The organism is Streptomyces acidiscabies (genome assembly GCF_020010905.1).
Taxonomy (GTDB): Bacteria; Actinomycetota; Actinomycetes; order Streptomycetales; family Streptomycetaceae; genus Streptomyces; species Streptomyces acidiscabies.
Genome location: NZ_JAGJBY010000002.1, coordinates 2,385,005 through 2,407,086 on the forward strand (window position 1 = coordinate 2,385,005; position 22,082 = coordinate 2,407,086).

General features: G+C 72.0%; 19 protein-coding genes and 2 pseudogenes. 10 read left to right on the forward strand and 11 right to left on the reverse strand.

The features are described from left to right. Positions 1-90 precede the first annotated feature (90 nt). The 5 genes and pseudogenes from J8M50_RS37450 to J8M50_RS37470 all read left to right on the forward strand — a co-directional run. Positions 91-1,122, forward strand: a complete 1,032-nt coding sequence (locus J8M50_RS37450) for a medium chain dehydrogenase/reductase family protein (protein ID WP_029184536.1) — start codon at positions 91-93, stop codon at positions 1,120-1,122. Positions 1,123-1,183: 61 nt separating this feature from the next. After that, entirely contained in the window at positions 1,184-1,612 is a 429-nt protein-coding gene (locus tag J8M50_RS37455; protein WP_010359302.1) for a hypothetical protein, read from the forward strand. A 156-nt stretch (positions 1,613-1,768) separates the two neighbouring features. Continuing rightward, complete coding sequence (locus tag J8M50_RS37460) at positions 1,769-3,127, forward strand: MBL fold metallo-hydrolase (RefSeq protein WP_010359301.1); 1,359 nt, start codon at positions 1,769-1,771, stop codon at positions 3,125-3,127. A gap of 366 nt (positions 3,128-3,493) precedes the next feature. Further along, positions 3,494-3,970 (forward strand): annotated as a pseudogene (locus tag J8M50_RS37465) (TSUP family transporter); the annotation flags it as partial. Between the two features lie 285 nt (positions 3,971-4,255). Continuing rightward, positions 4,256-4,687 (forward strand): annotated as a pseudogene (locus J8M50_RS37470) (TSUP family transporter); the annotation flags it as partial. Between the two features lie 423 nt (positions 4,688-5,110). Here the strand turns inward: J8M50_RS37470 and J8M50_RS37475 are convergent. After that, a complete protein-coding gene (locus tag J8M50_RS37475; RefSeq protein WP_010359299.1) occupies positions 5,111-5,398 on the reverse strand; it encodes a metal-sensitive transcriptional regulator in 288 nt (95 codons plus the stop codon). An 88-nt stretch (positions 5,399-5,486) separates the two neighbouring features. Between J8M50_RS37475 and J8M50_RS37480 the strand changes: the two genes are divergently transcribed. Continuing rightward, the gene (locus J8M50_RS37480) at positions 5,487-6,074 is read left to right on the forward strand and encodes a rhodanese-like domain-containing protein (protein WP_010359297.1); all 588 of its coding nucleotides are present in this window, start codon (positions 5,487-5,489) and stop codon (positions 6,072-6,074) included. Positions 6,075-6,528: 454 nt separating this feature from the next. Continuing rightward, entirely contained in the window at positions 6,529-7,545 is a 1,017-nt protein-coding gene (locus J8M50_RS37485) for a Dyp-type peroxidase (RefSeq protein ID WP_010359296.1), read from the forward strand. A 476-nt stretch (positions 7,546-8,021) separates the two neighbouring features. On the opposite strand, the gene J8M50_RS37490 is transcribed toward J8M50_RS37485, so the two are convergent. Continuing rightward, positions 8,022-8,873, reverse strand: coding sequence for a class I SAM-dependent methyltransferase (locus J8M50_RS37490; RefSeq protein ID WP_010359180.1), 852 nt, complete (start codon positions 8,871-8,873; stop codon positions 8,022-8,024). Between the two features lie 335 nt (positions 8,874-9,208). Here J8M50_RS37490 and J8M50_RS37495 point away from each other — a divergent pair, with 335 nt between their 5' ends. Then, positions 9,209-9,907, forward strand: coding sequence for a DUF6081 family protein (locus J8M50_RS37495; protein WP_010359181.1), 699 nt, complete (start codon positions 9,209-9,211; stop codon positions 9,905-9,907). Here the strand turns inward: J8M50_RS37495 and J8M50_RS37500 are convergent. Then, the gene (locus tag J8M50_RS37500; RefSeq protein ID WP_010359182.1) at positions 9,858-10,721 is read right to left on the reverse strand and encodes a helix-turn-helix transcriptional regulator; all 864 of its coding nucleotides are present in this window, start codon (positions 10,719-10,721) and stop codon (positions 9,858-9,860) included. The genes J8M50_RS37495 and J8M50_RS37500 overlap by 50 nt on opposite strands. Positions 10,722-10,769: 48 nt before the next feature. Then, positions 10,770-11,612, reverse strand: coding sequence for a helix-turn-helix transcriptional regulator (locus J8M50_RS37505; protein WP_029184515.1), 843 nt, complete (start codon positions 11,610-11,612; stop codon positions 10,770-10,772). A 161-nt stretch (positions 11,613-11,773) separates the two neighbouring features. Here J8M50_RS37505 and J8M50_RS37510 point away from each other — a divergent pair, with 161 nt between their 5' ends. After that, positions 11,774-13,111, forward strand: coding sequence for an amidohydrolase family protein (locus J8M50_RS37510; RefSeq protein ID WP_010359184.1), 1,338 nt, complete (start codon positions 11,774-11,776; stop codon positions 13,109-13,111). On the opposite strand, the gene J8M50_RS37515 is transcribed toward J8M50_RS37510, so the two are convergent. Genes J8M50_RS37515 through J8M50_RS37540 form a run of 6 tightly spaced genes read right to left on the reverse strand, consistent with a single transcriptional unit; the run spans position 13,095 to position 20,867 of the window. Then, positions 13,095-16,271 carry a carboxyvinyltransferase gene (locus J8M50_RS37515; RefSeq protein WP_010359185.1) on the reverse strand — a complete coding sequence of 1,059 codons (3,177 nt, stop codon included), beginning with the start codon at positions 16,269-16,271 and terminating at the stop codon, positions 13,095-13,097. The two genes, J8M50_RS37510 and J8M50_RS37515, sit on opposite strands and share 17 nt — an antisense overlap. 17 nt (positions 16,272-16,288) lie before the next feature. After that, entirely contained in the window at positions 16,289-16,930 is a 642-nt protein-coding gene (locus J8M50_RS49845) for a 2OG-Fe(II) oxygenase (RefSeq protein ID WP_010359186.1), read from the reverse strand. A 10-nt stretch (positions 16,931-16,940) separates the two neighbouring features. Next, positions 16,941-17,687: a tyrosine-protein phosphatase gene (locus J8M50_RS37525; RefSeq protein WP_010359188.1), complete on the reverse strand. Its 747-nt coding sequence runs from the start codon at positions 17,685-17,687 to the stop codon at positions 16,941-16,943. Next, on the reverse strand, positions 17,684-18,802 hold the full coding sequence (locus J8M50_RS37530; protein WP_010359189.1) for an aminotransferase class I/II-fold pyridoxal phosphate-dependent enzyme: 1,119 nt from the start codon (positions 18,800-18,802) through the stop codon (positions 17,684-17,686). The genes J8M50_RS37525 and J8M50_RS37530 overlap by 4 nt, the downstream gene beginning before the upstream one ends. After that, on the reverse strand, positions 18,799-20,163 hold the full coding sequence (locus tag J8M50_RS37535) for a B12-binding domain-containing radical SAM protein (RefSeq protein WP_079195677.1): 1,365 nt from the start codon (positions 20,161-20,163) through the stop codon (positions 18,799-18,801). The genes J8M50_RS37530 and J8M50_RS37535 overlap by 4 nt, the downstream gene beginning before the upstream one ends. A 47-nt stretch (positions 20,164-20,210) precedes the next feature. Next, positions 20,211-20,867 (reverse strand): 2OG-Fe(II) oxygenase, encoded by a 657-nt coding sequence (locus tag J8M50_RS37540; protein ID WP_158002832.1) that lies wholly within the window; start codon positions 20,865-20,867, stop codon positions 20,211-20,213. Between the two features lie 287 nt (positions 20,868-21,154). On the opposite strand from J8M50_RS37540, the gene J8M50_RS37545 reads away from it, so the two are divergent. After that, positions 21,155-21,784 carry a 2OG-Fe(II) oxygenase gene (locus J8M50_RS37545; RefSeq protein ID WP_029184516.1) on the forward strand — a complete coding sequence of 210 codons (630 nt, stop codon included), beginning with the start codon at positions 21,155-21,157 and terminating at the stop codon, positions 21,782-21,784. A gap of 97 nt (positions 21,785-21,881) precedes the next feature. On the opposite strand, the gene J8M50_RS37550 is transcribed toward J8M50_RS37545, so the two are convergent. Beyond that, positions 21,882-22,076, reverse strand: coding sequence for a ferredoxin (locus J8M50_RS37550; RefSeq protein WP_010359194.1), 195 nt, complete (start codon positions 22,074-22,076; stop codon positions 21,882-21,884). Positions 22,077-22,082 lie beyond the last annotated feature (6 nt).

Consider the following 22,082-nt stretch of genomic DNA (forward strand, 5'->3'; position numbering starts at 1 on the left):
CTAAGGTTATTGACACTCGCTCCTCTTGGGTTATAGCCTCTAACGAACGCGAAACCTAGTTGTCCGATGCGGGGCGCAGTGGAGGTCGTCATGAACGCCGAAGGACTCGTAGAGGTCGTCCTGCCGGGCACGGTGGAGCCGGAAGGGCTTCAGATCCGGCAGGGAGCCGTCCCCGTCGCCGGTCAGGGGCAGGTCCTGATCCGGATGGAGGCGACCGGGATCTCCTTCGCCGAGCAGCAGATGCGCCGCGGCCGTTACTACGACCAGCCGGCGTTCCCCTTCGTACCCGGCTACGACCTGGTCGGCACAGTGCTGGCGACCGGCCGGGGTGTCGAACCGGGCCTGGCCGGAACCCGGGTGGCCGCGCTGGTCAAGGTCGGAGGCTGGGCCAGTCACGTGCTCGTCGACGCGGCGGACGTGGTGAAGGTCCCCGACGGGATCGGCGCGGCGGAGGCCGAGACCATGGTGGTCAACGGCATCACCGCCTGGCAGATGCTGCACCGCAAGGCGCGCGTCCGCGAGGGGCAGACCATCCTGGTGCACGGCGCAGGCGGCGGCGTCGGCTCGGTCCTGGTCCAGCTCGCGCAGGCCGTGGGTGTGAAGGTGATCGGCACGGCGTCGGCGCGCCACCACGACGCTCTGCGGGAACGGGGCGTCTTCCCCGTCGACTACCGCACCGGGGATGTCGCCGCACGGGTCCGCGAGCTCGCCCCGGGTGGGGTGGACGCCGTCTTCGACCATGTCGGCGGCCGGGGCATCATCGACTCCTGGCGCCTCCTCGCGCCCGGCGGCACGCTCGTTTCCTACGGCAGCGCCTCCACCCGGGACGACGAGGGATCCAAGCAGTGGCCCGTGTTCAAGCTGCTCGGCCGGGTCTGGCTGTGGAACGCGCTGCCCAACCGCCGCCGGGCCTACTTCTTCAACGTCTGGGCCGGGCGGGCACTGGCAAGGAACCGCTTCCGGGCCAGGTTGCGCGCCGACCTCACCCAGGTCTTCGCAGCCCTCCGGCGCGGTGACATCACCGCGCAGATCGCCACCCGGTTGCCGCTCAGCCGCACCGCCGAAGCCCTGCGGCTGGCCGAATCCGGCACGGTCGCCGGAAAGGTCGTGCTGACGCCGTAGCGCGACAGCCGCGCCCCCGCTCACTCCCCACGCGTTTCCGCAGCACACGCAGGAGGTTGTCATGAAGGTCGAAGACGCCGCGCGCACCGGCCATGGCCCCACAGTTCTGGCAGACAGGATCGGTCGCGGGCTGCTCGTCCTCGCGGCGCTCTCGACCGTCGGGGCGTTCATCCTCGGCATCACGCTCGCGAGGGACGCGCCCGATTCCCGCATCTGGGTGGAGGCCTGGCGCACATCCGCCTTCCTGGTCTTCGCGGGACTGTTCGCCCTTCTCGCGGCGGCACCGAGGGCCCATCGGGGGGTGTGGGAGCTGGTCATCGGCCAGAAGACCGCGCTCGTCGTCTTCGCCGCGGTGGTGGGCGACGTGAATGAGGCCCGCGCGTCCGGTGTGATCGATTTGTGCCTCGTGGTGGTGGTCATAGCGGCTTATGTGTTGTGCCGTGGGTGGGACAGCTGGCGGACAAGCGCCGCAGAGCCAGCCGACGGCTGACCGTCCGCTATCCCGGCCGCCTGTCAGGCCGCCTCGGGAGCGTTCGAGGCCGGGACTGCGGGGGCCTCTGTGTGCCAGATACCCCCGGGGGTACGTGTGCTACGGTTTTTTGCATACCCCCGGGGGTAATTTCTGAGCGCAAGGAGCGTGGTCCACGTGTTCTTCATTGATGCCGTCGAGGTGCCCGGCCTCGGTAATCGGGGCTATCTGGCGGGTGGTGCGCGGACGGCGGTTGTCGTCGATCCGCCGCGTGACGTCGACCGGGTGATCGAGGCGGCGGCCCGGCGCGGGGTGCGGATCGCGCGTGTCGTCGAGACGCATGTGCACAACGACTACGTCTCCGGCGGGCTGGAGCTTGCCCGGCTGACCGGTGCGGAGTACCTCGTGCCGGACGGGGCGCGGGTGGCGTATGCGCGGACCGCCGTTCGGGACGGGGACCGTACGGACGTCGACGCCGGGTTGGTGCTGCGGGCGATGGCGACGCCGGGGCACACTCCGCATCACACCTCGTACGTGCTGGAGGCGGACGGGGTCTCCGTCGCCGTGTTCAGTGGCGGGTCGCTGCTCATCGGGACCGTCGGGCGGCCTGACCTCGTCGAACCCCGGTTGACCGAGGGGCTGGCGCGGGAGCAGTTCGCGTCCGCTCGGCGGATCGTCGCCGAACTCCCCGACGAGGCCGAGGTGTTGCCCACGCACGGGTTCGGGAGCTTCTGTTCGTCGGGGTCGGGGGCCGAAGGGCGTACGACCGTCGGGGCCGAGAAGGTGTCCAACCTTGCGTTGACCTGTGAAGTCGACGTGTTCGTACGGGAGTTGCTTGCCGGGCTCGATGACATACCCGCGTACTACGTCCACATGGGGCCGGTGAATTCGGCCGGGCCCGCTCCGATCGACCTCAGTCCGGCCGCAGTTGCCGATCCTGGTGAGATCGCTGCGCGGCTCGATGCGGGGGAGTGGGTGGTCGATCTCCGGCATCGGGTCGCCTTTGCCGAAGGGCATGTCGCGGGGGCGTTCAACTTCGAGGCGGACGGGCAACTCGCCACGTATCTGGGGTGGTTGGTGCCGTGGGGGAAGCCGGTCACGCTCCTTGCCGAGTCTGCTGGGCAACTGGAGCGGGCTCAGCGGGAGTTGGCTCGGGTGGGGATCGATCGTCCGGCTGCTGCGGCGATCGGGGGGCCTGGGGACTGGCTTCGGGGCGGGGAGCGTCCGGTGTCGTTCCGGCGTGCTCGGTTCGCTGAACTCGCCGAGGGTGGAGCCGGGTTGGTCGTTCTCGACGTTCGTCGTGACTCGGAACGCGCGGCGGGCGGTTATCTTGCCGGGTCCCTTCACATTCCCCTGCACACCCTTCCTCGGCGGCTGTCCGAGATACCCGACGGGGAGGTCTGGGTCCACTGTGCGGGTGGGATGCGTGCCGCGATCGGCGCGTCGCTGTTGGATGCGGCGGGGCGTCAAGTCGTCGCCGTGGACGATGGGTTCGCGGCGGCAGAGGCTGCGGGGCTTGTGGTGCGGGGGGTTTGAGGTGGGGGTGGATGTTTTTCCGGGCTTCGGAGTGGGTGGTCGTGGATCAACTGGCTTTCTGCTAGCGGGTGTTCGTGGTTCGGCGCGGCTGGCGTTGGCTAGCCCTTGTGGCCCGGCGACGCGGCCGAGTGGTCGCGGTCCGGTGGGCGGGACAGGGTTGAGCCCTCGCGGTTCGATGCGTGTGTGGCCGAGGACTCGTGGTCCTGTGGGCGTTACGCGGTCGAGTCCTCGCGGTTCGATGCGTGTGTGGCCGAGGACTCGTGGTCCCGTGGGTGTGACGTGGCCGAGCCCTTGCGGTTCGATGTGTGTGGCGTGGCCTAGCCCTCGCAGAGCGCTTCAGGCGATCACCTCTGTGGGGGCCGCGCAGTGACCGTCACTGTTCTTGCCCTCCTCGCCGGAGCCGTCGTGGGGCTTGCCCTCGGTGCGCTCGGTGGTGGTGGCAGTGTTCTCGCCGTACCGGCATTGATCTACCTTCTCGGGTTCACTCCCGTCGCCGCGACCACCGCGAGCCTCGTCATCGTCGCCGTCACCTCGGCCACGGCACTGAGCGCGCACGCACGTGACGGGCACGTTCAGTGGCGCACCGGGTTGCTGTTCGCGGCGGCCGGTGTCGTGCCGGCGATGCTGGGTGGGCTGTTGGCGGCGCGGTTGCCGGGGCGGGTGCTGACGTTGGCGTTCGCGGTGGTGGCTGTGGCGGCGGGGTTGCGGATGTTGGGGGTGCGGGTGCGTGCGCTGCGGCGGTCGCGGGGGGTTCCGGGGGAGGCGGGGCGGCCGAGTGGGCGTGCGGCGGAGGTGCTGCGAGGGCTGGGCGGGGGCTCGGCGGTGCTGCGGCGACTGGGCGGGCGTCCGGAGATGCTGCGGCGACTGGGTGGGCGTGCGGCGGAGGTGCTGCGAGGACCGGACAGGGGCCCGGCGGTGCTGCGGCGACTGGGCGGGCGTACGGCGGAGGTGCCGCGAGGGCCGGGCGGGAGTCCGGTGATGCTGCGGCGTCTGGCGGAGGTGCTGCGACGTCTGAGTGGGCGTTCGGCGGTGGTGCTGCGGTGGCTGAGCCGGCCTCCGGTGCTACGACGATTGCGGGGGCGCCCGGAGAAAACGCCCCGCGCCTCCACCTCCGTACGCCCTGACCGTGCTTCGGCCCCTGCGGATGGCGCCCGCGCCTTGGCGCCTGTGCAACCCGCCCGTGCCTCCACTCCCGTACACCCCGTCCGCGCCTCCGTCGCCGGTGCCGGGCTTGGAGCCGTGACCGGTGTTCTTGGGGTCGGTGGTGGTTTCCTCGCGGTTCCGGCGCTGGTCAGCGTCCTTGGTCTGCGGATGCGGGCGGCTGTCGGTACGAGCCTCCTCGTCATTACCGTGAACTCACTCGCCGCCCTTGCCCTGCGCGCCGGTACGGTCCAGGGGCTCGACTGGTCCCGCATCGCACCGTTCGCCGGTGCGGCGCTGTTGGGTGCGTGGGACGGGCGTCGCCTCTCGGCGAGGTTTTCGGGGCCGGGGTTGCAGAGGGCGTTCGCGTGGGTGCTGCTGGGGGTGGCGGGGGTGATGTTGCTGGACGGGGTTGTGTAGCAACCGTTTACGCAACGCGGGGCGGTGATCGTGCGCGCGACTTGTCGGCAACCGCTTACACAACCCTGGTCGTCGACGGCTGGTGCAACGCAGCAGCAACCGGTTGTATAACTCCAGCCCCCCGGTCACCGGTACAACGCAACAGCAACCGGTTGCACAACTCCCGGGCATCGGTCGCCGGTACAACTCGCCAGTAACCGTTTGCGCAACCTGGGTACGCGAGCCGATCCCACAACCTGGTAGCAATCGTTTGCACAACCTCGGGTGGCAGCGTCGCGTGCAACTCGTCGGCAACCGTTTACATGACCCCGGTCCGCGAGCCGCTCGCGCAACCCGGTAGCAACCGTTTACACGACCCTGGCCCGCCAGTCGCTCCCGCAATCCGGTAGCAACCGTTTGCGCAACCCCCTCACCCCCACCCCCTCACGCCAACGACAAGAACAGCTTCTCCAGGCGTGCCTTCATCGCGTCTGCGTCCTCTCCGCTTCTGCGGCCCGACTCGATGTCGGCCACGCACTGCTGCAAACCCGTCGCGATGATCGCGAACCCGGCGCGGTCCAGGGCGCGGGACGCTGCTGCCAGTTGGGTTACGACCTCCTCGCAGTCGCGGCCCTCCTCGATCATGCGGATGACTCCCGTGATCTGGCCCTGGGCCCGGCGCAGGCGGTTCAGGACGGACTTCAGATCGTCGCCTTTGAGATCCAGCTCCACTACGACTCCCACACACTCGTCCAATACCCCTAGGGGTACTGTACGTCGCCGGAAGGCGACACCTCGAACCTCAAGGATCACATCCGCCATGAGCATCACCGAAGCCGCGACCACTGTCCTCAACCCCGGCGAGGCGTATGCCCGTCTCGGGGATTTCGCCGTCGTCGATGTCCGTACTCCCGGTGAGTACGCCGGCGGTCACGTTCCCGGCGCCCTGAACATTCCCCTGGACCACCTTGCCGAGACCCTCCCCGATCTGCGGGAAGCGGCGTCGCGCGGCGCGCTTCTCGTCGTCTGCGCCTCCGGTAACCGTTCTTCGCAGGCATGCGACCTCCTCGCGGAGCACGGCATCCCTGCGGTGAACCTTGCCGGTGGTACGACGGCCTGGGTCGCTCAGGGGCATCCCCTGAGCGAGTCGGACGGCCGTCGTACGTGGTCGATGGAGCGCCAGGTTCGTTTCACGGCGGGTGCGACGGTTCTTGCCGGTCTTGCGTTGGGCGCGGTGACGCACAGGTCGTTCCGTCTGTTGTCCGCCGGGATAGCGTCGGGGCTGGTGTTCTCGGCGGTGACGGATACGTGCGGGATGGCTGCGGTGCTGGGCAAGTTGCCGCACAACCGGCCGGCCGGCGCGGACCTGGACGCGGTGCGGGCGGCGCTGAGGACACGTACCCGGTAATGCCCTGGTTGGGGAGGGTTGCGCGGGTATCGTCCGACCGATTCCCATGAGCGAAGAGACCCTCCCCCCAGCGCCAGGTTCAGCCCTCGAAGAGACAGCTCTCGAAGACGCAGCCCGCGAAGGGCCGGTTCCTCAGGGCCCGACCCCCGAGGGCCTAGCCCGCGAAGATCGAGCCCCCGAGGGCTCAGCCCCCGAAGACGTAGCCTTCGAAGGGTCGGCTCCTCAAAGCTCGGCCCCCGAGGCCCTAGCCCGTGAAGGCCGGGCCCTCCAAGACCGAGCCCCTGAGGGCCCAGCCTCCGAGGGCCCAGCCTCCGAAGGCGGAGTCTTCCAAGGCCCAGCCCTCCAAGACCGAACCCCCGAGGACCCAGCCTCCGAAGGCCCAACCCTCCAAAGCCCGCCCCCCGACAGCCCCTCCCGCCGGACTCTCCTGATCAGTGCCGCAGCAGGCCTCGGTGTGGTCGCGGTCAGCGGCTGTACACGTTTCCCGCCCCCCGCCCCCGGCACCGAACCCCCGTCCCCCCGCCGCCAGCAGGGCATCGTCACCCCTCAGCAGCGTTCCGCCCTGGTCCTCGCCCTGGATCTGGCTCCCCACCTGACCGGCAAGGCGGCGGCCGAGGCCCTCACCCGTGCCCTCACCCGGTGGACCCCCCTCCTCCAGCACCCCGAGGACCCCGCGCTCACCTCGACCCTCGGCTTCGGACCCACCCTCCTCGCGCGCCTCGGCCGTACGCCCCCCGAACTGTTGCGGGAGCTTCCCCCGTTCCCCGGCGACAACCTCACCCACAGGACCGCCGACCTGGTCCTCCAGCTCTGCGCCCCCACCCCCGCGGCCCTCACCGCCCAGGCCACCGCCCTCCTGGCCGAGGCCACCGGTACCTTTCGTACCCGCTGGCGCCAGCCCGCCCACCTCCCCCCGACGCAGCCCGGCCAAACCCCCCGCAACCTCCTCGGCTTCAAGGACGGTACGGAGAACCCGACCCCCGAGGAACGCGAACGCTGGATCTGGACGGACGACGCGACGTACCTGGTGGTCCGCCGCATCCACCTGAAGGTGAAGGAGTTCACGAGCCTTCCCCTCGCCACCCAGGAACAGACCATCGGCCGTCACCGGGATTCCGGCGCTCCCCTCGGCCGCCGTCACGAGCACGACGACGTGGACGTCTTCTCCAAGACCCCCGAAGGCCGCTACACGACGCCGCTCCACGCCCATGTCCGCGCCGCCAGCCCTCGTTACGACGGTGGCGCGCGGATGCTCCGCCGGGGCTACACGTACGACAACGGCCCCGCCGACCAGGGCCTCCTCTTCCTCGCCTACATGTGCGACCCCGCCCTCTTCACCCGGGTCCAGGAACGCCTTACGACCAGGGACGACCTGCACCCGTACACGGAACACCGGGCATCGGCGCTCGCGTACATCCCTCCGGCCCCGGGGCCGGGCGAGTACCTGGGGGAGCGGTTCCTGAACGCATGATGTGACCCCCGCGAACGACCGACACCCGCACGCCGCACAGCCCCCGCCTCACGGCACCCTGCGCACCTCACAGCTCGGGCCTGGCGGCGCCTCGGGCCTGGCGGCGCCTCGGGCCTGGCGGCGCCTCGGGCCTGGCGGCCTCCTGGCGGGCCTGGCGGCTGGCCTCGGGCCTGGCGGCGCCTGGCTGGCGCCTCGGGCCTGGCGGCGGCGCCTCGGGCCTGGCGGCGCCTCGGCCTGGCGGCGCCTCGGGCCTGGCGGCGCCTCGGGCCTGGCGGCGCCTCCGGGCCTGGCGGCGCCTCGGCCTGGCGGCGCCTCGGGCCTGGCGGCGCCTCGGGCCTGGCGGCGCCTCGGGCCTGGCGGCGCCCGCGCACCTCACAGGCCCGGGCCTGGCAGCACCCCGGGCCTCGCGGGACCCCCGCCTTGCGGCATCCCCGCCTCGCGGGCCCCCTCACAGCACCCCCCTCACAGCACCCCCCTCACAACACCCTCGCCCAAGCCCCGTACTGCAACGCCCCCAACACCTGACTCCCCTCCTCCCACACCGCCTCCTCCAGCCTCCGCGTCAAAGTCTCGTCCGCAACCAGACCCCCCGGCAGACCCAACCCCACGCCCGCCAACACCGGCGCAACGCTGCGCAGCGTGTACGCCAGCCACGGTACGAGCGGTGAGTGTGGGCCCGTCGCCACGAGGGCCTCGCACGTGATCTCCGGCGCCGGGAGCTCGGCGTCGAGGAACGTGCGGTTCAGGCGGCGGCCGAAGTCAGGGGGCGTACCGGTGGCCAAGTACACCTCCGAGAGCAGCCGGTTGCACTCGTCCCACACCGGGCTCGGCGGCCAGCTGGGGCTCCGCGTGGTGAAGTCGACCTCGTGGAACACCAGGATCCCGCCGGGCCGCAGGAACCGGGTGAACCGGCGGAGCAGGTCCGCGGGGTCCTTCTGGTAGAGCAGGACGTAACGCCCGATCACCGCGTCGAAGCGCTCCGAGGTGTCGAAGTCGTCGAGTTCGGTGACCTCGAAGGCGAGGCTCGTGCCGAAGGCCTCGTCCCGTGCCCGGCGGCGGGCCTTCTCCGTGGCGGCGGCGTCGCGGTCGATGCCCAGGACCCGGCCGCCGGGCCCCACGATCTCGGCGGCCAGCATGGAGACGTCCCCCATCCCCGAGCCGAGGTCCAGGACGGACATGCCCGGCCGCAGACCGCCCAGCCGCAGGAACCGTTCCGTCGAGGGGCGCAGGATCCGCCCCTGGAGCATGAGCCGCTGGTGCTCCAGATCCGAACTGCCGAGTACGTAGCCGCCGTCCGCGCCGGTGGCTTGGCGGGAGTGTTCGTTCATCGTGTTGCCTGCTTCTCTGCGTGGGGGGAGCGTGGCGGACCGGCAACGGCGGACACCACCAGCCAGCCGTGAGCGGGACCGTCGAAGGACACCCGCCCCTCGACACGGACACGCCCGCCGTCTTCATCCCCCGACGATGATCCCGACGCCCCGCGCGAACCAGGGACGGGCCCACCACAGGACCGCCGGTACCACCTTCAAGCCTGGTACCCGCCGTCCCACCGTCACGGAGGGCACTGGTTGCCCCCGTACAGCCGACGGAGAGTGAACCAGGCGGCCACCCAAGCCACACCGGCCCCCCACCACCCCGTCAGCCCGAAAGGCAAGGCACCCCCATGACAACCACCGCCCCCGGACCCACGACCGTCTACGACCCCTTCGACGGCCCGGCCCTCGACCCCGCCCGCTGGTCCCACCTGACCTTCCCCCTCCCGGACGGCACGGCCTTCGTCGCCGACGAACCGGGCGCCGAGACCACCTTCGGCGACGGCGCCGTCCGCATCGCCGTCGACCGCTTCACCCGCAGCCACCCCCTCCAGATGGCCGACAACTGCAAGTTCCTCGTGCTCTCCACCGAGGACTTCGCCCTGCCCGAGGCGGGCACGGTCACCTTCTCCGCCTCGCTCGCGGCCGAGGCGCGCGGCGCGACGCCGCACGACCCCCGGGACGGGTTCGCGGCCTTCGTGCTCTGCGATCCGGTGGGCGGCAGGGTCTACGACCTGTGCACGAGCGGCGACACCGTCTTCGCGGTCAGCGAGCAGCTGCCGTACCCCGGGGTGGCCGCACCCTTCACGCGCCTGGTCGGCGACCCGCTGTTCGGCCCGCCCGCGACGCCCGGCCGGTTCCACTACTGCGAGATCGGCATCGACACCGTGGCCCGCCGGATCACCTGGCGGATGGACGGAAGGACGGTCCACGAAGAACTGGCCGCCGAACTCCCCGCCTCCCTGAAGATCGGCATGGGCATCTTCACGGCCCACCCGCTCACGGCGTGGAGAACAGCGTGGGCGGGTCGGTGGGGACGCCGTTGGTGACGCGGAGGAACTCCAGTTTCTCCGCGTCGGGGGAACCGGCGGCGACGGTGTACACGACGAGGCGCAGGTCGCAGCCGGGGACGGTGAGGACGTCGCAGTCGCAGACCACCTCACCCACCTGGGGGTGGACGACGGTCTTGCGCGCGGAGTCGTGGGGCCCGACCGCGCCGGTGTCCCAGAGCCGCGCGAACTCCGCACTCGTAGCGCGCAGTTCGTCGATCAGGGCAGCCAGGTTCCGGTCGCGGGGGTAGTCGACGAGGGCCGTGCGCAGATCGGCGACGAGGGCGGTCTTGAGGGCGTTGTCGTCGTGGAGGACGGGCCAGGAGGCGAGGCGTACGGGTCCGGTGGCGAAGACCGAGCGGGTGAGGTTGCGCTCCTGGCGGGTACGGGCGCCCGGGTCGCCCATGAGGACCGCCCAGGCGGGCGTCCAGGAGAGCAGCGTCCAGTCGGCGCTGAACACTCCCACCGGGAGGTCCCCGAGCCGGGCCACCATCCGCTGCACCCCGGCCGGGACATGCGTGGAGACGGTCCCTTCCTGGGGCGGCAGGAGCCCGGCCAGCCGGTAGGCGTGATCACGCTCCAGCGGCTGGAGCTGCAACGCCCGCGCGAGGCTGGCGACGACCTGGGCGGAGGGGCTGGTGGCACGGCCCTGTTCCAGACGTACGACGTAGTCGACGGAGAGGCCCGCGAGTTCGGCGAGTTCCTCGCGCCGCAGCCCCGCCGCGCGGCGTCCGGACTGCGGGGGCCGGCCGATGTCGGCGGGGGAAAGCCGGTCGCGCCAGCGGCGCAGCGCCGTGCCCAGGGTCTCGTCCACCCGCCCATTGTCCCCGCCGGGGTGGTGATGTGCCTGGTACTGGCGGTCCTACCCGGCGGCCATGCTCTGGATGCCGATCACCGCCAGCAGCTCCAGCTTCTGGGCGTCCTCGGTGCCCGGTTCGGCCGAGTAGCCGAGGATGCGCAGGCCGCTGCCGTCCATGCGGAGCACGTTGCAGTCCAGCGTCAGCGGGCCCACCTGCGGGTGCTCGATCGTCTTGCGCGAGACCTCCAGGCTGCCGACGACCCCCGCCTCCCACAGCTCGGCGAACCGCTCGCTGCTCGCACGCAGTTCGGCGATCAGCCGCCGCAGGCCGGGGTCGGCGGGGTACCGGCCGGCGGCGGACCGTAGCTCGGAGACCATGCCGATCTCCAGGCCGCGCTGTTCCTCCGGTGTGTGCCGGACCCGGCCGGGCCCGCCCCGGAACACCCCCCACGCGCCGTTGCGCTCGAAGCCGCGCGCACCCGACAGGTCGCCCAGCAGCGCCTGGTACAGCGGGTTCGCCATCAGCACGGTCAGGGCGGCGTCGGTGACCGCGACCGGGGTGTCCACCAGCCGGTCCAGCAGCCGCAGGACGCTGGGCGGGATGTACGACGGCACCACCTCGGGCCCCGGCAGCACCAGCCCGGCCAGCCCGAACAGGTACGCCCGCTCGTCCGGCGTGAGCCGCAGCGCCCGTGCCAGGGCCTCGGCGACCTGTCCGGAGGGGTTGGTGGACCGGCCCTGTTCGAGGCGGGTGACGTAGTCGACGGACAGCCCGGCGAGTTCGGCGAGCTCCTCGCGCCGCAGCCCGGCCGCGCGCCGCTGTCCACGGGCCGGCAGCCCAGCGGTGGCGGGGGAGAGTCGGTCGCGCCAGCGCCGCAGGGCCCGCCCGAGTTCCGTCGTGGTCATGGCCTCAGTGAACACGGTCGGCCGGGCGCGTACCTGGTACCGGCAGTCCCAGGAAGAGAGGTCCCCTGGCTGTCCCGCCCGACCGGACCAGAGGGTTACGGCACCACAGCGGCACCACCGGTGACGCCCACACCGGCCCTCGCGAGACAACGGAGACGACCATGCGTCTGCCCCGCCGAAACCTGCTGACCGCCGCAGCCGCCGTCACGGCAGCGGTCCCCCTGAGCGCGTCACCGGCGTCCGCCGGGGGCCCGCGCACCCCGCCGAAGGGCCGCCGCATCCTGATCCGAGGCGGTCACGTCATCGACACCGAGCCCCAGCCGACCGCCCGCGCCGACACGGACGTCCTGGTCGACGAGGGCCGGATCGTCGCCGTGGGACGCGGCCTTCACGCCCCCGGCGCCGCGATCATCGACGCCACCGGCCACATCGTGCTCCCGGGCTTCGTCGACACCCACCGGCACGTGTGGCAGTCGGCGCTGCGCAGCGCGTCCGTGGACACCGGCCTCGACGCCTACTTCGGCCTCCTGCACCGGGTCGGCCCCAGGTTCCGGCCGCAGGACGTGCACATCGCGACCCTGGCCGGCGCGCTGGAGTGCCTGGACGCGGGGATCACCACCCAACTCGACTTCGCGCACATCGCGTACTCGCCCGACCTCGCGGACGCCGCCGTCGACGCCCTGGAGGAGGCGGGGCTGCGCGCGGTCTTCGGCTACGGCATCCCGGTCGACGTCACCGGCGGCGGGAACCTTGCCGACGTCCGCCGGGTCCGCGAGCGCCTCGCCGACGACACCGCGCTCGTCACCATGGCGTACGCCCCGCTGGGGCCCCTGTCCACGCCGATGGACACGGTCGCCCGGGACTGGCGCATCGCCGACGAACTGGACCTGCCGCTGACGATCCACCTCGCGGCCAACCCGGCGAACGAACACCCGGTCACCGCCCTGCGGGACGCCGGACTGCTGCGCCGGAAGACCCTCTACGCCCACCTCGACGGGATCGGCGACGACGAGCTGAAGCTGATCGCCGACTCGGGTGCCGCCGCCGCGGCCACCCCCGGCGACGACGCCGGCCGCCTGAAGCGCGCCGGCATCACCACCGGCACCGGCGTCGACACCGTCGCCTTCAGCCCCGGCGACATGTTCTCCACGATGCGGGCGGCGCACCTCGCCGGACAGCCCGGGACGACCGCGGCGGACGTCCTGAGGATGGCCACCCTGGAAGGCGCCGCCGCGCTGGGCCTGGCCGACCGCATCGGTTCGCTGCGCCCCGGCAAGCAGGCCGACCTCGTCCTGCTCCGCCTGGACGACCTCAACCTGCTCACCGCCGAACGCGACCCCGTCGCCGCCGTGGTCACGGCGGCGCAGCCGCACAACGTGGACACGGTCCTGGTGGCGGGCCGGGTCGTGAAGTCCGGGGGCCGGCTGCTCCACGCCGATGTGCGCCGTACCGCCCGGGCCCTGCGCGCGACCGCCGCCTCGGTCACCGGCCGGAGGTGACGCCCCCATTGCTGAGCGGACGGGCGCCGGGCGCCGTCGTGTGCCGGATGTCCGCGCCCGCCTTCACCAGGTCAGCGACGAGGTCGCGGTAGCCGCGCGCGAGGTGGTGGTGGTTGCGCAGCGAGGTCTGTCCCGGCACCGCGAGGGCGGCGAGCAGCAGGACCGCTGCGGCGCGCAGGTCGGTGCCGTAGAGGTCGCCGTCGGGCCGGTACGGCGGGCAGGGGCCGTCGACGCGCAGGATCGTGTCGTCGACCGTCGTCCGCATGCCGAGCGCCGCCAGCTCCGGGGCGAAGCCGAAACGGTGCTCCCAGACGGCCTCCCGGATGTAGGTGGGGCCTTCGGCGTACGCCGCGAGGAGGGCGAAGAAGGGCTGGCTGTCGCTGAACACGCCCCGCGACATGGCGGTGAACTCGACGGGCCTGAGCGGCTTCTCCATCGGGTGCACGGTCACCTCGTCGGCGGCGACGTCGACGCGCACCCCCATCCGGTCCAGGAGGTCGAACTCGGGCGCGAGCGCGTGCACCGCGCGGTCGATGCCCGGGCCGGTGATCGTCAGCGGCTCGTCCGCCAGCAGGACGCCCGCGCAGATCCAGGTGACCACCTCGATCAGGTCGGGGATCAGCGTGACGTCGACGGGACGGTCGAGCGACTCCGGGCCCCGGCCGTGGATCACCCACGTCTCCGGGCCGGCGAACTCGATGTCGGCGCCGAGGTCGCGCAGCACGGTGACCATGTCGGTCACGTCGGGCTTGAGGTACGGGTGGTGCAGGGTGGTCGTGCCGTGCGTGACCGCGCCCATCAGCAGCGCCGTCTTGACCGCGCCGCTGTAGGTCGGCCCGCTCATGAGCGCCTTGTTGCGCGTGTAGTCGAGCATGTCGATGGTGCACGGCCTGAGCCGCTCCGCCGTGAGGTCCACGGAACCGTCCGCCGCGAGCCGGGTGGTGACCCCGAACCGCTCCATCACGTCCAGCAGATGCTCGACGGGCCTCCCGCGCGGCCCCTCGCCGATCGTGCAGCCGCCGCTGGCGGGCAGCCGGGCCGCGCCGCCCCGGGAGACGAGGGCGGGCAGCAGGTACAGCGAGCCGTGGATGCGGCCGACGAGTTCGGCCGGCAGCTCCGCGCAGTCCCACGTGGACGCGTCGACGGTGAACGTCTCGGCCGGCCCGTCGTAGTGCGCGCTCGCGCCCGTGGCGCGGAAGATCTCGCCCAGCACCGTGGTCTCGACGATGTCCGGGCAGTTGCGGATGCGCACCGGCGCGCTCGCGGTGGCAGCGGCGGCGGCGATGGTGACCAGGGAGTGCTTGAACCCGGAGGTCCGGACGGACCCGGAGAGCCGGTTCCCGCCGTGGATCTCCAGCAGCGGCTCGCCTGCGGGAGCGGGTTCTCGCCGACGGTCCTGCATGGTGGTACCTCCTGCGCTGAAGGGTGAAGGGGTGACCGAGCGCAGCCACTGCCGCGCTTGTCCCGCGCTGGTCAGGCGGACGACCGTGAGGCCGGGGTGCAGAGCGAGATAGGCGGCCGTCTCGGCCCGCCGGGTGGCGTGCTGGGACCAGGCCCAGCGCAGCGGGTGGTGCGGGTTGCGCAGCATCGACCGCCAGGTCTCCCGGTTGCCGTGCCACAGCTCCCGGCCGGTCGCGGCCCGGACCACCGAGCGGCGCAGCACGCGGCGCATGACGGTCCGGCGGGGCAGGTCGAGCCAGACGAACGTGTCGGCGCGCTCGCCGAGCAGGTCACCGACCACCCAGTGGTACTGGGCGTCGCAGATCCACGCCGGGGCCCGGGTGACGCGCTCCACGTCGTCCGGGAACTCCGTGCGGTGGGTCCAGCCGGGCCCGTGGTAGAGCGCGTCCATCTCGATGTGCGGGATGTCCAGCGTCCGGGCGAGGGACGAGGCCAGCGTCGTCTTGCCCGCGCCGGAGATCCCGCCGACGACGATCCGCCGCAGCGGCCCCGGCCCGACCGCCGAAACCGCCCGCGTCGGCCGGGTGAGGAACCCGACCGCCATGGCCGTCACCGCGCAGACGACGGCCAGGCCGAGCCACAGGACGGCGTTCCCCCGCGCCAGCAGCGCCGTCCCGGCCGCCGGGGCGACCGCGCCCGCGATGCCGAAGGACGTCTGGAAGGTCGCGTTGTAGCGGCCCTCCAGACCGGCCGGGGCGGCGGCGTTCGCGGTCGTGGTGACGACCGGGGCGAACAGCGCGTCGCCGAGCGTGCCGATCAGCGCCGCGCACAGCACGACGGCGGTCGTGGCCGGGCCCGCCCAGCCGGACGGCGCCATGACGAGGACCGACAGTCCGAAAGCGCCGGTCGCCAGGCGCAGCGCCCGTGCGACGGGGACGCGCCGCGCGTAGGCGACGGCGGGCCGCCGGGCCACGGCCATCGCCACACAGGAGACGGCGATCACCACGCCCGGCACCCACGACGGCTGCCCCAGCACCACGATGGCGACCACCGGGAGCATCGCCGTCAGACAGTCGGAGACGAACGCCAGCAACAGCGTCAGCAGGCACAGCCGCAGGAAGCCGGGGTCGTCCCGCAGGTCGCGCCACCGCCACTCCCGCCCGTCCGCCGAGGTCTTGGCCTCGGGGCGGGCCCGGACGTGCCGGCGCACCGTGAGCACCAGGCCCATGGCCGCCACGTACGTCAGACCGTTGGCGTAGGCGACCAGGTGCAGGCCCGTGGTGCTGCCGATCAGCAGGCCCCCGGCACTCGCGCCGATCGCGCCGCCGGCCGCCCACCCGCTGACCTTCAGTACGCTCGCCGTGCTCAGTACGCCGATGAGCTCGCCGGCCGGGACCAGCCGGGCCAGCAGCGGCGTACTGGCCGTCCAGAACAGCCGGTCCCCGGCCGCCGCGACGACCGCGAGCACGCCGACCTGCCACGTGGCGGAGACGAACGGGAACAGCGCGAAGACCACGGTGCGTACGGCGTAGCTCAGGGCGGACGCGTTCGCCGGACCCCACCGGTCCACCAGCAGGCCGTTCACCGGTCCCGTCAGGAGGCCGAGGAGCCCGCCGGCCGTCAGCGCGAGACCGACGTCCGCCAGGGGAAGGTGCTGCCCCCGGGAGAAGAAGATCAGCGCGACCGGGGTCCACAGGCCGTTGCCGACGCAGTCGATGGTCATGGCCAGCAGGTAGGTGCGCTTCCCGGGCGCGTCCATACCCTTCGTCCACCGGGTCACGGGCGGACGAAATGGACCAGCAGCGCCCGCCGGTCCACGGGACACGTCTCGGAGACCGGCGGCACACCGTGCCAGGACCGGTCCGAGCGGACGAGCACGACGGACGTCCCGGTCGTCGGCGCCACCCGCTTCGCGCAGTCGTCCATGTCCGCGCTGCGCAGCAGCCGCAGGTCACCGCTCCACTCCGGGTCCCACCCGTCGTTGAAGTAGAAGAGGTGGGTCACCGCCTTGTCCGGGCGGTCGGTGTGCGGCTCGATCCAGCAGCCCCGGGCGTAGCGGGTCATCCGGGCCTCGACCAGGCACGGGTCCAGGTCCACACCGGTGAGCGCGGACAGCGCCGCGCGGTACGGCGCCGAGACGACGTCCTCGACGAACTGCTGCCAGCTCGCGGGGAGCGCGCCCACCTGGTCCTTGTCGACCTCGCCTGCGATGACGAGGTTGCGGTTGAACATCCGGTACTGCTTGTCGGACCGGGTCGCCTTCGTGCGCTCCGACTCCTCGAAGCCGACGTCGCTGAACTCGCCGCGCAGGTGCTCGGCGATGTCGTCCGTGACGAACGAGCGGGGGATCACGGCGTGCCCGAACGGATCCTGTTCGAGCTCGGCCCGGCTGATGGTCTCGATGTCGACGAGGGACACGTCTTCTTCCTCACAGGTGAACGGGGTGGGTGAACGCGCCGGCGACCGTGCGCAGCCGGGTCTCCTCCCGGAGTCCGTGGAGCGCGAGCAGCCGGGCGACGCTGCCGTGTTCGGCTTCGATCCCGGCGATCAGCGCCCGCATCGTCGCCGCCGGTGTGGAGGTCCGCAGCCGCAGCTGCGCGAGGCTGGCCTCGCGGGTCCAGCCCGGTCGGGGATCGGCGCTGCGCAGCGCGCGGTAGGCGCGGGCGGTCAGGGCGTAGTCCCGGGCGACGTCCGCCGTCCGCACCCCCAGCGCCCGCAGGACCAGGCCGCTGACGACTCCGGTGCGGTCCTTGCCCATCGCGCAGCAGATGTAGACGGGCACCTCGGCCCCGTCGGCGAGCAGCTCCACGATCTCCGCCGCGACCGGCGCCGCCCGGGTCAGCATGTCGCGGTAGTTCGCGAGGTAGTCGCTGGGCAGGGGCCGTACGTTGCCCCGGATCCGGCTCATGTCGCCGGCCACCGGACGGGGCAGCACGGTCGCCCCGGTGCACTCGGGCCCCCGGTACTCCCGGCGTTCCTCCTCCAGGCGCAGATCGACGACGGTACGGATGCCCATCTCGTCCAGGGCCGGCGCCGTGTCCGGGGACGGCGCCGGACCCCGGACGAGGAGCCCCCGCCGCAGGTACCCCCCGTCGGGACCGCGCAGCCCGCCCAGGTCGCGCACGTTGGGCAGGCCCGGGACCGCGATCCGCCGGGTGTTCATGCGGGTGCTCACGCCGCCTCCCCCCGCTGCCAGTCGCCCAGGGCGGCGACGACCCGACGGGCGACGGCCTCGTTCGCGACCGCGATCCGCAGCGCGGCGGGCAGTCCCGGCGCGCCGGACAGGTCCCGTACGACGATGCCCCGCTCCAGGAGGTACCGGCTCGCGGCCCCGGCAGCCGCCCTGTCGGGGACGTCCCAGGTCACGAAGTTCCCGCCGCTCGGCCGGGCGTGCCAGCCGGGCACCGCGCGCTCGACGTCGGCCGCGAACCGCTCCCGCAGCCGCCGTACGTCGGCCCAGATCCCGGTGAAGACGGCCTGTTCCTCCAGCGAACGCCGCAGCAGGGTCACCGCGAGAGCGGAGACCGGGCCCTCCGGATCGAGGTCGAACAGGTGCCGGGCGACCGCCGGGTGAGCGACCGTCACCGCGATCCGGGCGCCCGAAAGACCGTAGGACTTGGAGAACGTGTTGACGCGGACCACGTGCCGCAGCCCGGCCAGCTCGCGCACCAGCTCCTCGCCGCCCTCGGTGAACGCCAGATACGCGGTGTCCACGACCAGGAGACTGCCGTGCTCCGCGACGACGGCGGCCAGCTCGGCCAGCTCCCGCGCGCCGTGCACCTGCCCGGTGAAGCTGTGCGGGGTGGTGACGACGACGAACGCCGGCGCTCCCGCACGCAGCCGCCGCGCCAGGTCACCCAGGTCGAACAGCCCCGTTCCGGGGTCCGGGGCGACGGGGTCCAGGACACAGCCCGAGATCGCCGCGAACTTCGACCACCCGTCGAAGTTCGGCTGGTGGAGGACGATCCGCGACACCTCCGGGAACGCCCGGGTCAGCAGGTTCAGCCCGGGATCGCTGCCCGCCGTGAGCACGAGGGAGTCGACGTCCACCCCGAACCGGTCGGCCAGCATCCCGTAGACCGGCCACAGGATGGGGTAGGTCAGTACGTCGTTCGGGTCGAACGACGCCAGCGTCTCCCGGTGCACCGCCGCCGCCCGGGAGTCGAGCAGCCCGCAGTTCTTCAGGTTGATCTCGTCGGGGACCCGGACCCGCCGGTTGCGGAACCGGCCGGCGCTCTCCCGCCGGAACGGGGAATCCTCCCGCGCCGTCACGAGCGTCTCGTCGGTCATACCGGTCGCAGGGCCGGGCCGGCGGCGCGGGCCGGGATGTTCTCGAACACCTGCGTGACGTCCGGCTGGCTGCCGAAGATGATGTCGTAGCCCCGGGCCAGCTCGTCGTCGGTCAGCGCGTGAGTGCCCGGCACGAACAGCTGCCGGTTGAACGCGGCCATCTCGTGGTCCTGGAGGTCGGGGCCCGACAGCTCCCAGGGGGCGTACACGGTCGGCCGGGCCCGGCCGCCGTGCTCCTGGACGGCCTCGATGGTCCGCTCGGCACCCTCGATCGTGGTGCCGGGCAGCCCGACGATGACGAAGCAGTTCAGCTCGATGCCCGACTCCTTGCACCAGGCCGAGAGCCGGTCGAGGTCCATCGCGGACTTCTGCTTCGCCCGGGGCAGCAACGCGCTCTCCTCCGGGTCCAGCGTCTCCAGACCGACGCTGATCCGGACGCAGCCGGCCTCACCCATCGACCGGATCATGCCCTCGCTGAGGTGGTGGATCGTCGTCGCGCACTTCCACGGGTACGGCGACCCCCGGCCGGTCAGCTCCCGGCAGAGCTCCTCCATCCACTTCTTGTCCAGCGTGAACGTCGGCGCGTAGAACGCCACATACTCGAACGGCGCCGCGGCGAACGACTCCTCGATGTACTGGAGCGTCCGCTCGACCGTGATCCGCCGCTCCTTCCTCGTGTAGATCATCGGCACCTCGCAGTACGAGCAGCCGACCGGGCAGCCGCGTGCCGCCGGGACGACCAGTTCGCGGCGGCGCGGGATGCCGCAGAACTTGTTGGCGTCGTCGAAGTAGAGGGCGTCGTACTGCGCGTAGGGGATCTCGTCCGGCGTGGGCAGGTACCAGTCCTCCGCCGGGAGCAGGTCACCGCGCCGCTTCGGAGCCGCCCAGGCGCCGTCGCGCCGCAGGTGCACGCCCGGCGCCTCGGTGGCCCGGCCCCGGAAGGTCTCGATCGCGGCGCCGACACCGGCCTCGAAGTCGCCGTTCTCCACGATCGCGTCGATGTCGAAGCGCTCGAAGAAGCGGGGGTTGACCCCGGACAGCCTGCCGAACGTGATGATCGGGGCGTCCGGGTTCAGCGCCCTGGCGTAGGAGACGAGTCGCCGCAGTCCGTCGATGCCGTCGAACTCGTTCATCACGGCGATCACGTCGTACCGCTCCTGGAAGAGCCTGCTGCCGAGGTCCTTCCACGTCAGCCGCTCGACACTGGCGTCGATCGCGGTCACCTGCGCGCCGGGATAGACGGTGCGCAGATGGCCGGCGACCTGGTACAGCGCGAGGTGGTGCCCCGCGTTGAAGTAGCTGAGCACCTGCGGGGGCCAGATCACGAGGATCTTCCGGGGCTCGTCCGAGGTCATTGCCATGGGGGGTCCTTTCGGTTCCAGCGTCGTGGGTGCCGGGCGCCGGACGGTCAGTTCTGCGGCCGGTACGCGGAGCCCGCGAGTTCGGTGTCCAGCCAGTACTCGATCTGGACCGTGATCCGCTCGGTGCCCTCCGGGTGCTCGATCTTCGAGACCGCGTGCCACGACTTGTCGGTGGGCGGGAAGGCCAGCAACTGGCCGCCGACCGGGCTGATCTCCTCCGTCGGGCCCGCCTTGGGGGACGCGAAGATCTGGAACTGCCCGCCGGCCTCGGTGGGCCAGTCCCGGTTCAGGTAGAGGATCACGGTGATCGCCTTGGTCGGCTTGTCCTTGTGCACCGACAGGTAGTCGCCGTTGCGGTGCGTGTAGAGGCCGATGCTGCGCTTCAGGCCGGCCAGTTCGATCCCAGTCGACTTCTCCAGCCAGGACGTGAACCCGGCGCCGCGCAGCTCCTCCACGAGGTCGCGCCAGATGGCCGGCAGACGCGGGAACACGGGGGCGTCCTCTTCGAGGACGACCAGGTCCACCAGGTTCATCCGGTACTGCTTCTCGTGCTTCGGGTCCTCGACCGCGATCTTCGCGACATCGGCGGTCGGCATGGTGGCGAGCAACTGCACCAGTTGCCCGTCGTCGAGCAGGTCACGGCCGCGGAAGAGCTGGAACGGCTGGGTGCGTTCCTCCAGCGCCGAGTCGAGCGTCAATACCACGGTGCCTCCTTGGAGTTGAGCCGGGATTCCCGTGACGACCGGCCGGCCGCCGGGAATCGACCTGGCCACAGCCTGCGCGCGGCCCCCTGCCGACCCCTTGTCGGTTCGCTGCCGGGGGACGGCAAGGTCTTCGCAAACCGGCGCGCGATCGCACGGCAAGCGAGGCGGTGAGACTGGCAGGGCCATCCCGACAACTGGCAGGGCCTTCCCGAAACCCGAACCCGAACCCGAAACCCGAACCCGATCCCCGAACCGGCGCCCGAGCCGGCCGCTGAGAGGTGCGTGTCTTGATCAACCTGGACGTCCGGCTCGAAACCTGGGACCACCCCTTCCGGCACTTCCGCGGCGCCGGCCTGATCTCCGCGCACGACCTGGCGGACCTCGGCGCCACCGCGCCGGACGCGGACCTGTTCCAGCGGATCGACACCTCGACCGGTGCTGACGTACGGCGCCGCTACCGCTCGTCCGTCCTGCCGTTCTCCGACAACAAGACCGGCATCACCCCCGACGACATCCCGTTGGCGGCGCCCTGGCGCGCCCTGGTCACCGACCTGCTGTCCGACGAGTTCACCGACTGGCTGAACCGCGAGACCGGCGTGGACACCGCCGGGCTGCACCGCCGGGCCGAGATGTACTACCACTACGACGGCGACTTCGAGGACCTCAGCGCCGGTAAACAGCACAAGCGACTCGCCTTCGCGCTGCACCTCAACGAGCACTGGCCGGCCGACGGCGGCGGGGACCAGGAGTACTGGTCCGGCCCGGACAGGTCGGCAGGACCCGCCGCGACGATGCCCCCGACGGGAGGCACCGCCTGGTTCTACTCGGCGTCGCCCGCGTCCTGGCACCAGATGTCGCCGGTCGCGGCGGGGCGGGGCCTGGTGCGGCAGTCGGTCAGCATGGCGTTCTTCGAGTAACCGGCGCACCCCGGCCGGACATTGACACCAACAGAAACACCGACAGAAGCCGCCGCCCGAGTTGTCCCGGACGGCGGCTTCTCCGTGCCCTCCCCGCTCACCCCTCGTCGATCCGGATGGCCGACGCCGGGCACAGCCCCACCGCCAGCCGCACAACCCGCCGATCCCCCTCACCCGGCTCCACCGTCAGCGGCGCCACCAACCCCTCCTCGTCCTGGTCGAAGACGCCGGGCGCGGCCAGCACGCACTGCGCGGCGCCGACGCACCGCTCCCTGTCCGCGGTGATACGCATGGGCGT